This is a genomic window from Nocardiopsis mwathae (assembly GCF_014201195.1).
Lineage (GTDB): Bacteria > Actinomycetota > Actinomycetes > Streptosporangiales > Streptosporangiaceae > Nocardiopsis_C > Nocardiopsis_C mwathae.
On the sequence record NZ_JACHDS010000001.1, the window covers coordinates 4743644 to 4756550 of the forward strand.

15 protein-coding genes are annotated in these 12907 nt (G+C 70.6%); 7 read left to right on the forward strand and 8 right to left on the reverse strand.

Features of this window, described 5'->3' with window-relative positions:
* The first annotated feature begins 48 nt into the window (after positions 1-48).
* Positions 49-1038 carry an NAD-dependent epimerase/dehydratase family protein gene (locus tag HNR23_RS20835; RefSeq protein WP_184077955.1) on the forward strand — a complete coding sequence of 330 codons (990 nt, stop codon included), beginning with the start codon at positions 49-51 and terminating at the stop codon, positions 1036-1038.
* Between the two features lie 145 nt (positions 1039-1183).
* Here the strand turns inward: HNR23_RS20835 and HNR23_RS20840 are convergent, their stop codons facing one another.
* Both HNR23_RS20840 and HNR23_RS20845 read right to left on the reverse strand, forming a co-directional pair.
* A complete protein-coding gene (locus HNR23_RS20840) occupies positions 1184-1591 on the reverse strand; it encodes a DUF202 domain-containing protein (protein ID WP_184077957.1) in 408 nt (135 codons plus the stop codon).
* Positions 1592-1596: 5 nt separating this feature from the next.
* On the reverse strand, positions 1597-1980 hold the full coding sequence (locus HNR23_RS20845; RefSeq protein WP_184077959.1) for a YidH family protein: 384 nt from the start codon (positions 1978-1980) through the stop codon (positions 1597-1599).
* Positions 1981-2211: 231 nt separating this feature from the next.
* Between HNR23_RS20845 and trxA the strand changes: the two genes are divergently transcribed.
* Positions 2212-2595: a thioredoxin gene (gene trxA / locus HNR23_RS20850; RefSeq protein ID WP_184077961.1), complete on the forward strand. Its 384-nt coding sequence runs from the start codon at positions 2212-2214 to the stop codon at positions 2593-2595.
* 39 nt (positions 2596-2634) lie between these two features.
* Here trxA and HNR23_RS20855 read toward each other — a convergent pair whose 3' ends face one another.
* The 5 genes from HNR23_RS20855 to HNR23_RS20875 all read right to left on the reverse strand — a co-directional run bounded on the left by HNR23_RS20855 (position 2635) and on the right by HNR23_RS20875 (position 6577).
* Positions 2635-3456, reverse strand: coding sequence for an SDR family NAD(P)-dependent oxidoreductase (locus tag HNR23_RS20855; RefSeq protein ID WP_184077963.1), 822 nt, complete (start codon positions 3454-3456; stop codon positions 2635-2637).
* A gap of 163 nt (positions 3457-3619) precedes the next feature.
* Positions 3620-4393 carry a spermine/spermidine synthase domain-containing protein gene (locus HNR23_RS20860; RefSeq protein WP_184077965.1) on the reverse strand — a complete coding sequence of 258 codons (774 nt, stop codon included), beginning with the start codon at positions 4391-4393 and terminating at the stop codon, positions 3620-3622.
* 27 nt (positions 4394-4420) lie between these two features.
* Entirely contained in the window at positions 4421-5275 is an 855-nt protein-coding gene (hisG, locus tag HNR23_RS20865) for an ATP phosphoribosyltransferase (RefSeq protein ID WP_184077967.1), read from the reverse strand.
* A gap of 103 nt (positions 5276-5378) precedes the next feature.
* A complete protein-coding gene (locus tag HNR23_RS20870; RefSeq protein ID WP_184077969.1) occupies positions 5379-5642 on the reverse strand; it encodes a phosphoribosyl-ATP diphosphatase in 264 nt (87 codons plus the stop codon).
* Between the two features lie 122 nt (positions 5643-5764).
* On the reverse strand, positions 5765-6577 hold the full coding sequence (locus HNR23_RS20875; protein WP_184077971.1) for an SDR family NAD(P)-dependent oxidoreductase: 813 nt from the start codon (positions 6575-6577) through the stop codon (positions 5765-5767).
* Between the two features lie 226 nt (positions 6578-6803).
* Between HNR23_RS20875 and HNR23_RS20880 the strand changes: the two genes are divergently transcribed.
* From HNR23_RS20880 to HNR23_RS20890, 3 genes are all read left to right on the forward strand, one after another.
* Complete coding sequence (locus tag HNR23_RS20880; RefSeq protein WP_184077973.1) at positions 6804-7499, forward strand: class I SAM-dependent methyltransferase; 696 nt, start codon at positions 6804-6806, stop codon at positions 7497-7499.
* A gap of 187 nt (positions 7500-7686) precedes the next feature.
* Positions 7687-8145: a Clp protease N-terminal domain-containing protein gene (locus HNR23_RS20885; protein ID WP_184077975.1), complete on the forward strand. Its 459-nt coding sequence runs from the start codon at positions 7687-7689 to the stop codon at positions 8143-8145.
* 212 nt (positions 8146-8357) lie between these two features.
* Entirely contained in the window at positions 8358-9050 is a 693-nt protein-coding gene (locus tag HNR23_RS20890) for a hypothetical protein (protein ID WP_184077977.1), read from the forward strand.
* Between the two features lie 76 nt (positions 9051-9126).
* Here HNR23_RS20890 and HNR23_RS20895 read toward each other — a convergent pair whose 3' ends face one another.
* A complete protein-coding gene (locus HNR23_RS20895) occupies positions 9127-10710 on the reverse strand; it encodes an OmpA family protein (RefSeq protein WP_184077979.1) in 1584 nt (527 codons plus the stop codon).
* Positions 10711-10955: 245 nt separating this feature from the next.
* Here HNR23_RS20895 and HNR23_RS20900 point away from each other — a divergent pair, with 245 nt between their 5' ends.
* Positions 10956-11312, forward strand: a complete 357-nt coding sequence (locus HNR23_RS20900; RefSeq protein WP_184077981.1) for an ArsR/SmtB family transcription factor — start codon at positions 10956-10958, stop codon at positions 11310-11312.
* 169 nt (positions 11313-11481) lie between these two features.
* Positions 11482-12885, forward strand: a complete 1404-nt coding sequence (lpdA, locus tag HNR23_RS20905) for a dihydrolipoyl dehydrogenase (RefSeq protein WP_184077983.1) — start codon at positions 11482-11484, stop codon at positions 12883-12885.
* Positions 12886-12907 lie beyond the last annotated feature (22 nt).

The window sequence follows — 12907 nt, forward strand, 5'->3', positions numbered from 1 at the left end:
CAGCTGCCAGCTCACATCACAACCGCACCCTTGGAGGGGGAAGGAACGTTGAAGGCTGTAGTCACCGGCGGTGCCGGCTTCATCGGATCACATCTGTGCGATTACCTGGTCGCCCGCGGGCACCAGGTGACCGCGCTCGACGACCTGTCCACCGGATCGGAGGCCAATCTCACACAGGTCGCGCAGGACCCCGCGTTCGAACTGGTCAAGGGCAGCATCCTGGACCAGAACCTGGTCAACGAGGTGATCGAGGGCAGCGACACCGTCTTCCACCTGGCGGCGGCGGTCGGCGTCCACACGATCGTGGACAACCCGCTGCGCTCCCTGCACACCAACCTGCACGGCACCGAGAACGTGGTCGAGGCCGCGGTGGCGCACGGCGCGCGGTTCATGGTCGCCTCCACCAGCGAGGTCTACGGCAAGAACGACACCGACGGCCTGACCGAGGACGCCGACCGCATCCTCGGCTCGGCGCTGAAGAGCCGGTGGTCCTACGCGGCCGCCAAGGGCCTCGACGAGCTGGTCGCCCACATCTACGGCGAGCAGTCCGGCCTGCCCTGCGTCATCACCCGGTTCTTCAACATCGTCGGCCCCCGCCAGACCGGTCGCTACGGCATGGTGGTTCCCCGGTTCGTCGCCCAGGCGCTCAACGACGAGCCCATCACGGTCTACGGCGAGGGCACCCAGCGCCGGTGCTTCGGCTCGGTCTTCGACGTCATCCCGGCCGTCGTGCAGCTCATGGACACCCCCGAGGCCTACAACAAAGCCGTCAACCTGGGCGGCCACGAGGAGGTATCGATCAAGGGGCTGGCCGACCGCGTGCTCGAACTCACCGGTTCGTCCAGCGCGATCTCGTATGTCTCCTACGAGGACGCCTACGGCAAGGGGTACGAGGACATGCAGCGCCGCATGCCCGACACCACCCTGGCCAACCGCCTCATCGGCTACACGCCCCAGCGCAACCTCAACGACATCATCACCTCGATCGTCGATCACACGAGGGCCGAGGATGCCGCGCCCCAGGCCGCGGCGGTCTGAAGTGCCCTCCGGGCCGGATCCCGTCCGTCCGGCCCTCCGGGACGCACGTCCCCACCGCATGTCCGGCAGGAGACCCCACCGGCCGGTGCCCCCGGTCCCGTTCGCTCCCTTCTCCGAAGGATTCGGCCGAGACCCCCTGTCCCCGTCAGACGACCGCACTCACCGCGACCAGCAGGGCGAACCCCGCCGCTGAGCCGCTCAGCAGGTAGACCGCCCACCCCGCGGCGAGTGGCGCCGGAGGGTTCTGTGTGGCGTCGTCGTGCAGACCGCGGTCTGTCACACGCCAGCGCCGACGCAGATGCACCATGAGGACACCCGCCGCACCGGCCACGACGAGCACGACCAGCAGTCGGTAGAGAGGGTCGGGCCCGCTCCCCGGCCCCACACCACCGTCCTGGAAGGGTTCGCGCAGGTAGAGCAGGACGACGATGACGACGCCGATGAGAGTCCGCTGCCATGCGAGCAGCGTCCGCTCCGGCTGGAGGCCCGTGTCCCCGCCGGTGGCCCCATCGGCGTCTCCCCCGTCCACCGCGGTGTCCTCGTCCGCCCGCATCGGAGTCACCGCCAGTAGTGCCCGACCAGCACGGCGGCGCAGACGGCCGCGATGCCGACGGTGACGACCACGGGCAGGGCGCTCAGCGGCAGCGGCTCCCCCAGGCGCATGCTCCGCTGCACCCGCCGCCAGCGCAGCGGCGCGTACACCGTGATGACGACCGCGAGCCCGGTGAGCGCCAGGCCCACCACCGTCTTCAGCTCCGGCCGCCAGTCCAGCGGGACGAGGTGCAGCACCGCGACCGCACCGGCGACCAGCGCCAGGGATGTGCGGATCCACGCCAGGAAGGTGCGTTCGTTGGCCAGGGTGAACCGGTAGTCCGGCTCCTCCCCCTCATCCCGTTCAGCGCGCCGGATCAGCGGCGACCGCCACCTGCCCACGTCGGCCATCCCCCCGTCTACCGTGCCGGTTCGTTCGTGCTGGTTCGTCCCCTCCCAGTCGACACTAGCCACGCTGCCCTTTTCCGCCCAAGTCGGTATTCACCAGGTGTTTTGTCGGGAAACCGGGCGTGACGAACCACCGCTCCGCGGCCCCCACCATGTATGCGGAACAAATCAGTGGGCACGACCGCTCTACGAGGCACCGACCGACGACACCTACGCGACGACACAGGAGACCGTGTGGCCACCATCGAGCTCAACAAGGACAACTTCAACGAGACGCTGACGAAGAACGAGTTCGTCCTGATCGACTTCTGGGCCTCGTGGTGCGGTCCCTGCCGGACCTTCGCCCCGATCTTCGACACGGCGTCGGAGGAGAATCCCGACCTGGTCTTCGCCAAGGTCGACACCGAGGCCGAGCAGGAGCTCGCCGCAGGATTCGACATCCAGTCGATCCCCACGCTGATGGTCGTGCGGGACAAGACGGTGATCTTCAATCAGCCCGGTGCGCTCCCCAAGGACGCCCTGGACGACCTCATCCGGCAGTGCCGCGAACTCGACATGGACGAGGTCCGCAAGGAGATCGAGAAGCAGCAGGCCAACGGCCGGCCCTCCGACGACTGACCGGCTCGGGACCGCCCCCTCGCGGTGCGGGTCCCGAGGTCAGTTGTGCGAGCCGCCGTCCACCCGCAGCTCCACCCCGTTCATGAACCCCGCGTCCGCGGAGCCTGCGAAGGCGATGGTCCCGGCCACCTCTTCGGGCGCGCCCAGCGACCCTGTGAGCGGCACGATCCGGCGGTAGTACGAGGCGTCCGCACCCTCGGGGAACCGGGTGGAGCGCGACATCGGGGTCCGGATGCCGCCGGGCGAGACCGCAACGGCCCGCACGCCGTGCGGTGCGACCTCGGCGGCCAGGCTCAGGGTGAACGCCAGAACCGCCCCCTTCGAAGCGGCGTAGGCGGTCATCAGCGGGTGGGCGTGGGTGGCCGCGGTCGAGGCGGTGTTGACCACCACGCCCTTGGCCGCGATGAGGTGCGGCAGCGCCTCCCGGCAGAACAGCATCGTGCCCAACGCGTTGACGTCGAACAGCCGCCGCCACTCGTCGACGCCGAGGTCTGCCAGCGGGGTCACCCCGAGGGCTCCGGCGACATTGACCAGCAGATCGATCCGGCCGAACCGCTCGGCCGCCGCGGCCACCGCGGAACGCACCGCCTGTTCCTCGGCCACGTCCGCGACGACCGGGACCGGCCTCGGTGTGTGCGGGTCGGAGCACTCCTCGACCTGCCGGAGCGTGTCCGCCAGCCCGTCGGCATCCCGGTCGACGACGAGCAGCCGAGCGCCCTCCGCGGACAGCCGCAGTGCGGTCGCACGGCCGATCCCTGAGGCAGCTCCGGTGAGCACGACCGCCTTGTCGGCGTAGCGGCGGCCGGGGCTCCCGGTGGCGCCGTGCCCGGTGTCCGCGTCATCCGTGTCCGCCTGGCCCATATGCGCCTCCCCGGGGTCCGCGCTTCGTCGTGCCGGATCCGCGACCGTTCCTGATCGAACCTGCACGCCCGTTCCTGCGCATTATCAAGCATGCGCTTGGCAGATTCCAGGGGGTGGGCGGCGGCCGTGGCCACGCGCGCCGGCGGCCGCATGCGGTCGTCTGTTAATTGGGGACGCCCGATTCCCGGGACGAGCGCCGCGAGCGCCGGGCGAGGTAGACGACATCGGGTTCGCCGCGTCGCGCAGGGACCTCGACCGTTTCGACGGGGCCGCAGTGCCGCTCCAGGAGCGCGGCGAAGCCGGGCGCCCGCATCGCGCTCCAGAAGGCGAGGACGCCGCCGGGGCGCAGCAGGCGCGCCAGCAGGTCCAGCGCCGCCGGCTCGTACAGCCGCCCGTTGCCCTCCGCAACGGTCCAGTCCGGCCCGTTGTCGGTGTCCAGGCAGATGACGTCGTAGCCGGGCTCCCCGCCCCCGGGCTCCCCGCCGGCCGTCCGGTACAGCCAGGAGACGAGGTCCGCGCAGACCAGTTCGCACCGCGGGTCGGCCGGCAGGTCCCCGGCGACCTCGGCGAGCGGCCCGCTGTGCCACTCGATGACCAGCGGCTCCAACTCGACGACCCGGACGTGGCCGACGCGCGGGTCGTCCAGGGCCTCGCGCGCGGAGAACCCCACGCCCAGACCTCCGATGAGCACCCGCGCCCCGGTGGGCTCGCCGGGCAGCGCGTCCAGCGCGGCACGCACCATCAACCGCTCGGACGCGCCGTCCCGGGTGTCCATGAGCGCGACACCGTTGCTGTAGATCTCGAAGTCGTCCCCGATCCGCCGCAGGACCAGGTCGCCCCCGGTCTCACCGGTGGCCCGGGCGACCACCTCGGGTTCCGGCCCGGGGCCGGGCTCGGGCCCATGGCCATCGGCGGACGTCGACGCGGTCGGGGACACTGGGGCGACTCCAAGGGGGCGGACGGGTTACAAGCGGCAGGCGTAGATGTCGGTGACGAGGATGGCGCGGGCGCCGATCCCCCACAGGTCGTCCATGATGCTCTGGGCGTCGCGGCGCGGGACCATGGCGCGGACCGCGACCCAGCCCTCGCGGTGCAGCGGGGAGACGGTCGGCCCCTCCATGCCCGGGGTGAGCGCGACCGCGTCGTCCAGGCGCTCGGCGTGGACGTCGTAGTCCATCATCACGTAGTCGCGGGCGACCAGCACCCCGCGCATGCGGCGCAGCAGCTGCTCGATCTTGGGGTCGTCGGCGGCGTCCCGCTGCCGGATCAGGACGGCCTCGGAGCGCAGGATCGGGTCGCCGAACATCTCCAGCCCGGCCTGGCGCAGCGTGGTGCCGGTGGAGACGACGTCGGCCACCGCGTCGGCCACACCGAGCTGGATCGAACTCTCCACGGCGCCGTCGAGGTGGATGACGCGCGCGTCGATACCGCGTTCGGCCAGGTAGCCGCGGAGCAGGCCGTCGAAGGACGTGGCGACGCGCTTGCCCTGGAGGTCCTCCGGCTTCATAGAGGCGCCGTCGCGCGCGGCGAACCGGAAGGTGGATCCGCCGAAGCCCAGGGCCAGGACCTCGTCCACGGGCGCCTCGGAGTCGAGGGTCATGTCGCGGCCGGTGATCCCGGCCTGCAGGATGCCCTCGCCGACGTAGACGGCGATGTCCTTGGGGCGCAGGAAGAAGAACTCGGTCTCGTTGTCCGGGTCGACCAGGACGAGGTCGCGGGAGTCCTTGCGCTGGCGGTACCCGGCCTCGCGCAGCATGGCGCTGGCGGGCTCGGCGAGCTGGCCCTTATTGGGCACGGCGATACGAAGATAGTCCTTCATGGGAGGTGGTTCCCCTACTCATCGGCTCAAGCATGTCGGTGTGGACGTCGACTGCGCGGTCGATCCCACGGGGCCGGGTGAGGTGCGCGGGCCCGGGGTCGACCTACAGATGCTTGTAGACGTCCTCCAGGCGCAGGCCGCGGGCCAGCATCAGGACCTGGAGGTGGTAGAGGAGCTGGGAGATCTCTTCGGCTGCGGCCTCGTCGGATTCGTACTCGGCGGCCATCCAGACCTCCGCGGCCTCCTCGACGACCTTCTTGCCGATGGCGTGTACGCCGGCGTCGAGTTGGGCCACGGTGCCCGACCCCTCGGGGCGGGCCTCGGCCTTCTCGGACAGCTCGGCGAACAGCTCTTCGAAGGTCTTCATGATCACTCTTCGCTAGACGACGTGCTCTCCCAGGGTAGGCGTTTCCGGGCCCGTTCGGTGACGCGGCCCGGCGATGAGCGGCTGATGACGGGTCGAAACCCGCCTCGCGGAGGGGACCGCTGTCACCCCAACCGGCGCGCCATCGACTTGAAGACGCTGCGCGGGATGACGCGCAGCAGGTTGACGGCGGCCTTGTACTGGGCACCGGGAACGACCTTGGTGTATCCGGCGGCCCAGGCGCGCAGCGATTCGCGCACGATGCGCTCCCTGGGGACCCACGCGATGTCGGGCAGGCCCTTCTCCTGTACCGAGCGCGTCATGTCGGTGCGCACGAAGCCGGGGAGGACGGCCGTGACGTGCACGCCGTGCTCGGCGACCTCCAGGGCGACGCTCTCGCTCCACAGGGTGACGAATTTCTTGGTCCCCGCGTAGACGGAACCGTGCGGGTTGACGGCCAGCTCACCGGCGACCGAGGAAACGTTGATCACGCCGAGCGGGGCGCCGCGCCCGTCGGCCCGACCGCGGGCGATCTGCACCGGCAGGACCGCGCGGGTCAGCCGCAGCACGGCGCGGACGTTGAGGTCGAGCATGGAGTCGACGGCCGCCGGGTCCATCTCCGTGAACGTCCCGCCCTCGCCCCGGCCGGCGTTGTTGACCAGTAGGTCGACGGGGGCGTCGGCGCCGGTTCCGTCGGCGCGCAGGCGCTCCTCGACGGCGGCCAGTCCGGAGTCCTCGCCGAGGTCGGCGGCCAGGGGGACGGCGTCGACCCCGTAGCGCTCGCGCAGTTCGGCGGCGATCCGCTCCAGCTCCTCGGCCCGGCGGGCGACGAGCACCACCGCGTACCCGCGCTCGGCGAGCTTGCGTGCGTACTCTTCACCGATTCCGGTAGAAGCACCGGTGACCAGGGCGGTTCGAGAACTGCGTGATGCGGTCATAGTGCGGGATGTTACCGGCTGGTCGCTTTGTTGGACAGGGGAACGCAGGGCGGAGCACGCCGGCTTTTCCGGGGAATCGGGCCGACGCGGCTCGCTGCGAGAACGCACCGAAAGACATCGAGCAATACGGACATACGGGCATAATCAGGGCACCACGCAGCGACTCCGAACCCCGTTATCCCCCCGGCTAACAGGGCTTTTAATCATGGGACGCTAGCGTAGCGCTATGGCACCGACCCAGAGTTTCTCCGAGCTGTTCAGCCTCGATGCCCGCCTGCGCGACACCGGCCTGTTCTTCCGAGAAGCGTTCCGCACCTTCCGGGCAACGGGAGCGGTGCTTCCCAGCAGCCCGGTACTCGCGAACCACCTGACCAGATTCATCACCGAACGCGAGGATCCACACGCGCCGCTGCGCATCATGGAGGCCGGATCGGGGACCGGCCCGGTGTCCCGTGCCATCGCCGCCGCCATGCGCCCCGGCGACACCCTCGACCTGGTGGAGACCAACCCGGAGTTCACCTCCTACCTCGACACCCTCCTCGAAACCGATCCGGCGCTGTCACAGGTGGCCGACCGGACCACGATCCACCAGGCACCGGTCACCGAGCTGGGCGTGGAGCGGGAGTACGACGTCATCATCTCCGGCCTGCCGTTCGCCAACTTCACGGCGGACGAGGTGCGGACCATCTTCGACTACTACTTCACCGTCCTGCGCCCCGGCGGCCACCTGTCCTTCTTCGGCTACCTCTACACCAAGGAGGTCAAGGCGATCATCGCCCCGCGCGAGGACTACCTGCGCCAGGCCCGGTCCCGGTGGGTGGTGGAGGAGTGGGTGAACCGCTACGGGGTCGAATCCGAGCGGGTCCTGCCCAACATCCCCCCGGCCTGGGTCCACCACCTGCGCAAGCCCGCCGAGGAGTGACCGGCCCACTGCCGACGTCGGCCCCGGAACGCCCCACCGGTGTTCCGGGGCCGACGCGTTCTCCCCCCGCAACGCCGTCAATTTAGGTTGACAAACCACGGTCGTCAACCTAAATTGACAAGCGGTGGCGGAACCGTACACGCAACCGACCGCCACCGCCGTCACGACGCCAATGGGGTGGTTCATCATGTTCGAGCGATTCACCGACGACGCCCGCCAGGTCACCGTGCGCGCCCAAACCGAGGCGCGCGGGATGGGCCACCCGCGGATCGGCACCGGACACCTGCTGGTCGCCCTCGCCGCCGAACCCGCCGGGGCCGGAGCACGGGCACTGCGCGAGCACGGACTGCCCTCCGGCACACTGCGCGACGCCGTGCGCGTGTCCGCCGCCGAGACGCCCCCGCGCAGCCGCGGGCGCCTCGCCCGCATCCACCTCCCCTTCACCAAGTCCGCGAAAAGGGCCATGGAGCTGTCCCTGCGCGAGGCGATCGCCCGCGGGCACCGGTCCATCACCACCGGGCACGTGCTCCTGGGGGCGCTGCGCGTCGAGGACGGGGCCGCCGTGCGCGCCCTCCACGACGCCGGAGCGGACCCCGCCGCGCTGCGCGCCACGGCCGAGCGGCTCATCGAGGAGGCCCCGGAGTAGGGAACCGCCGGATCATCGGCACGGGCGACCCGGCCGCCGCGCGGTCCACGGTCGGCCCCGCCGGCAGGTGCCGCAGCCCCCCGGCTGCGGCACCGATCCCCGCCGCCGGAATCCCCCTTCTTGCTACGGTTCCGTGTGTCGTCCGCGCCGGTGCCGCCCCCCGTGGCGCATGGCCGCCCCGATCCCTGCGTCCCCGACTACGAAGGCCTTCCATGCGACTCGTCCCCTCCTCCCCGCTCTCCTGTTCCGCCGCGGCCCTCGGCGCGGTCGCCGTCGTCGGCGGTGTCGTCCTCGTGGGATGCGACGCCATCCCCATCGACGGCGAGCTGTGGGAGGGCTTCACCGGCGCGGCGTCGCCCTCCCCGTCGCCGAGCCCGACCGACGAGGCGGCGGGCGGCCCCGCCTACGCGCTGCCCGACTCCTGCACGGAGATCGGCGCCGCCGAGCTCGCCGGGAACCTGGCACCGCAGGGCGCCGCCGCCGGCGAGGAGACCGGGAAGGTCGAGGGGGCCTCCGACGCCGAGCAGGTGTCGTGCTCCTGGTCCGGGGGAGCGGTCGCCGACCCGGGCGGCGCCGAGGCGGGGGGCGGCCCGGCGTTCGTCCTCACCTTCACCGTCAACACCGACCCGAGCGACCGCGCCCAGGTCATCCAGGTCCCGGGCGACCAGGAGGAGATGAACTGGGAGGTCGACGTACCGGTCGACACCGCCACCTACCGGACCGACAAGACCGTCGAGCTCGGCGGCGAGCTGAAGTACGTGACCACCGCGGACGGCTCCGCCCAGCACCTCTACCTGTCTCTCCCGGACGACTTCCACGTCTCGGCCAGCGCCATGTTCTCCGACGCCACCAAGGAGGACCTGGAGAAGGTCGTCATCGCGGCCGCGGAGAAGGCGAAGGGGTAGCCGGCGCCGACCGGTGGGTCGGGGCGTCCGCCCCCGCCCCCGCCCCGGCACCGGGGCGGGGGCGGGGGCCACGCGGTCAGCGCTGCTCGATCGGGATCTCCGGGATCTCACCGAACGGGCCGGCGCGCAAGGTCAGCTCCTCGACGTTCACCGGCGGCGCGGGGAACACCGCGACGAGTTCGTAGGGCTTGCCCGGCTGCAGTTCGTGCACGTCCTCGGCGAACCCGCTGTACTTGTCGTCGCCGAAGTTCATCTGCGCCACGTAGCGCACCAGCCCCGAGTCGGGGTCCAGCAGCTGGAATCCGCCCAGCGTTCCCTTGCTGAACTTCTCGGGACCGCCCGCCTGCAGGGCCTCGGTCCCGCCCATGTCCGGGGTGACCGGCTCGCGGGTGGTGTTGGTCAGCTCCACCGTCCCGATGACGTAGGCGCCGTCGCGGCGCAGCGGGTAGACGTCCAGCCTCACGCCGTCCTTCTCAACGGTCGCGGCGGCCGAGCCGTTGTCGTCGGTGAACGGCGCGGGCCAGCCGACGCTGCGCTCGGCGACGCCGAGGCCCCCGTCGTCGGCCTCCTCCTCGGTGGGGTCGGTGGAGCGGTCCACCTTGTAGGAGAACTCCACCCGGCGGTTGCGGGCGCGGGCCTGCTCGTCGTCGGGGCCGCCCTCGCGCGCGACCGGCTCCCGCTTGCCGCGCCCCTCCACCTTGTAGGTGTAGCCCCCGCCGATCTCCTCGCGCAGCAGCTCGCGCACGGTTTCGGCGCGGCGCATGGAGAGCTTGTCGTTGTAGTCGTCGGCGCCGATGCCGTCGGTGTGGCCGATGACGGTGATCTCCGGCTCGTCCGGGTCGACGTTGTTCGCCAGCGACTTGGCGGCCTGGCGCACGACGCCCTCGGCCTCGTCGGTGAGGTCCGACTTGTCGAACTCGAACATCACGTCGGAGTGCAGCGCGATCGTCTCCTTGTCGCCGTCGCGCGTGGTCGAGGCGATCTCGGAGTCGACGAAGCTCTCCACCTCCCCCTGGTCCGCGACGGCGTCGTCGTCCGGCCGCCGGTTCTCGAAGGTGAGGTTCTCCCCGGCGGGCGGCGGGTCGGACGGGGTGAGGTGGTCCCTGCCGTTGGGGTTCTCGGGATCGGGCTGCTCCGCCTCGACGTCCTGGATCGGGATGCCGGTCATCGCCCCGAGCCCGCTGCCGACGAAAGTGACCTGCTCGACCTCCTCCGGGATGGGCGGGAAGTAGCGGCGGTACTCGTTGGTGACCCCGTCGAAGACCGGGTAGAGGCCCTTGGGGCCGGGGCTCACCGAGCCGTACTTCAGGCCCTCCGGGTCGACGTACTCCCGGTACACGCGGCCGGTGATCGGGTCGACGAGCGTGTTGGCCATGCTGAGGTTGCGGTTGCCGCCGCGTATGTCGTCGAGATACTCCACCTCGTAGTACATGACCGTGTAGTCGGACGTGCGCTCCAGCCCGGTGATGGAGAAGCGCATCCGCGCGTCCTGCTTCGTGTCCTGGAAGATCCGCCCTTCTTTGGTATAGGGGAACTTCTCCTCCACCTCCGGCGGCCCGGAGTCGTCGCCGAACCAGGACAAGTCGCCGGTGATGCTGCACCCGGCGAGCAGAACGCTGCCCGCCGCCAGCAGCGCGACGGCGTTCGTTGACCGCGCCATATGAGGGGAACTCCGATCATTGAGGGACATGTGCCGGGGCTATCCTCCGGCACACCCGACCAGAATCGCGAAAGATCCGGGCATCGTGCACCCGTCTGCGCCGACGAATCCGGACTCGTCCCGGCCCCAGGTGGCGGCCGGGGCCATTGCGCGCCACTCATTTGTTTGATTAACATCAAACAAATCACGGTCGCGCGACGCACCGGGGACCGCCGACCGGGCACCGAGAAGGGTGGACGACACCGTTGACCCTGCTACCCGAGCCCGCCCGCCACGAGCTGCGGCTCTCCGCGATCCTCCACGTCCTGGCCGATCCGGTGCGCCTCCGGCTCCTCGCCGACCTCGCCCAGGACCACGAACTCGACTCCGAACGCCGCTGCGCCGTGGAGGAGTGGAGCGTCACGGTGCACAAGTCGACCCTGTCGCACCACTTCAAACTGCTCCGCGAGGCCGGGGTGACCTCGACCCGGGTCGAGGGCCGCCGACGGTGGGTGCGGCTGCGCTACGACGACCTGGAGGCGCGCTTTCCCGGCCTGATCCCCTCGATCCTGGCGGCCCTGCCCGGGGAACTGGAGCCGACCGCCACCCGGTCCGGGGACTGACCGGGCAGGACACGCCGGACCGCGACCGTTTCCGAAGCAAGGCCGAGGGGGGAGGCTTGGATGAGGCCCCGGTTCCCCCGACCGCGCCTCCACCCGATTCGAACAGCCGACAACCTCCGCAGCCGACGAGACAGAACCACGAGACAGTCCACATCCAAGGAGGTCCCTGATGGGACAGCATTTCGACCTGGTCGTTCTGGGCGCGGGCCCCGGGGGCTACGTGGCCGCGATCCGGGGGGCGCAGCTGGGCATGAAGGTCGCGGTCGTCGAGGAGAAGTACTGGGGCGGGGTCTGCCTCAACGTGGGGTGCATCCCCTCCAAGGCGCTGCTGCGCAACGCCGAGCTCGCCCACCTCTTCACGACCGAGGCCGCGACCTTCGGCATCGAGGTCGAGGGCAGCGTGCGCTTCGACTACGCCAAGGCCTACCAGCGCAGCCGGAAGGTCGCCGACGGGCGGGTCAAGGGCATCCACTACCTGATGAAGAAGAACGCGATCACCGAGTTCACCGGGCGCGGGACGTTCACCGACGACCACTCGCTCAGCGTCGCCTCGGCGGGCGGCGGCACGGAGACGGTCACCTTCGACCACGCCGTCATCGCCACCGGAGCCTCGGCTCGGCTGCTGCCCGGAACGTCGGTCAGCGAGCGGGTGGTCACCTTCGAGGAGCAGATCCTCACCGAAGAGCTGCCCGGCAGCATCATCATCGCCGGGGCCGGGGCCATCGGAGTGGAGTTCGCCTACGTCCTGCGCAACTACGGCGTCGAGGTGACCATGGTCGAGTTCCTCGACCGCGTCACCCCCACCGAGGACGAGGAGGTCTCCACCGAACTCGCCCGCCAGTTCAAGCGGCTCGGCGTCGACGTCCTCACCTCCACCAGGGTGGAATCGGTCGACGAATCCGGGGACAAGGTCCGCGCCGAGGTCATCGGCGCCGACGGCGACCGGCGCACCCTGGAGGCCGACAAGCTCCTCCAGGCGATCGGGTTCGCGCCCAACACCGAGGGCTACGGCCTGGAGAACACGGGGGTCAAGGTGACCGACCGCGGCGCCATCGCCATCGACGCCCGCGGCCGCACCGACGTCCCGCACATCTTCGCCATCGGCGACGTCACGGCCAAGCTGATGCTCGCCCACGCCGCCGAGGCCATGGGCATCGTGGCGGCCGAGACCATCGCCGACGCGGAGACGATGGAGATCGACTATCGGATGATCCCCCGCGCCACCTACTGCCAGCCGCAGATCGCCTCATTCGGCTACACCGAGGCCCAGGCGCGCGAGGCCGGGTTCGACGTACAGGTCGCGAAGTTCCCGTTCACTGCCAACGGCAAGGCGCACGGGCTCGGCGATTCCCGCGGATTCGTCAAGATCCTCTCGGACGGAAAGTACGGGGAGATCCTCGGCGCGCACATGATCGGGCCCGAGGTGACCGAACTGCTGCCCGAACTGACGCTGGCCCAGCAGTGGGACCTGACGGTGCACGAGGTCGCCCGCAACATCCACGCCCACCCCTCGCTCAGCGAGGCGGTCAAGGAGGCGGTGCACGGCCTGGCCGGGCACATGATCAACTTCTGACCGCGCGGTCGGCCGCGGCGCG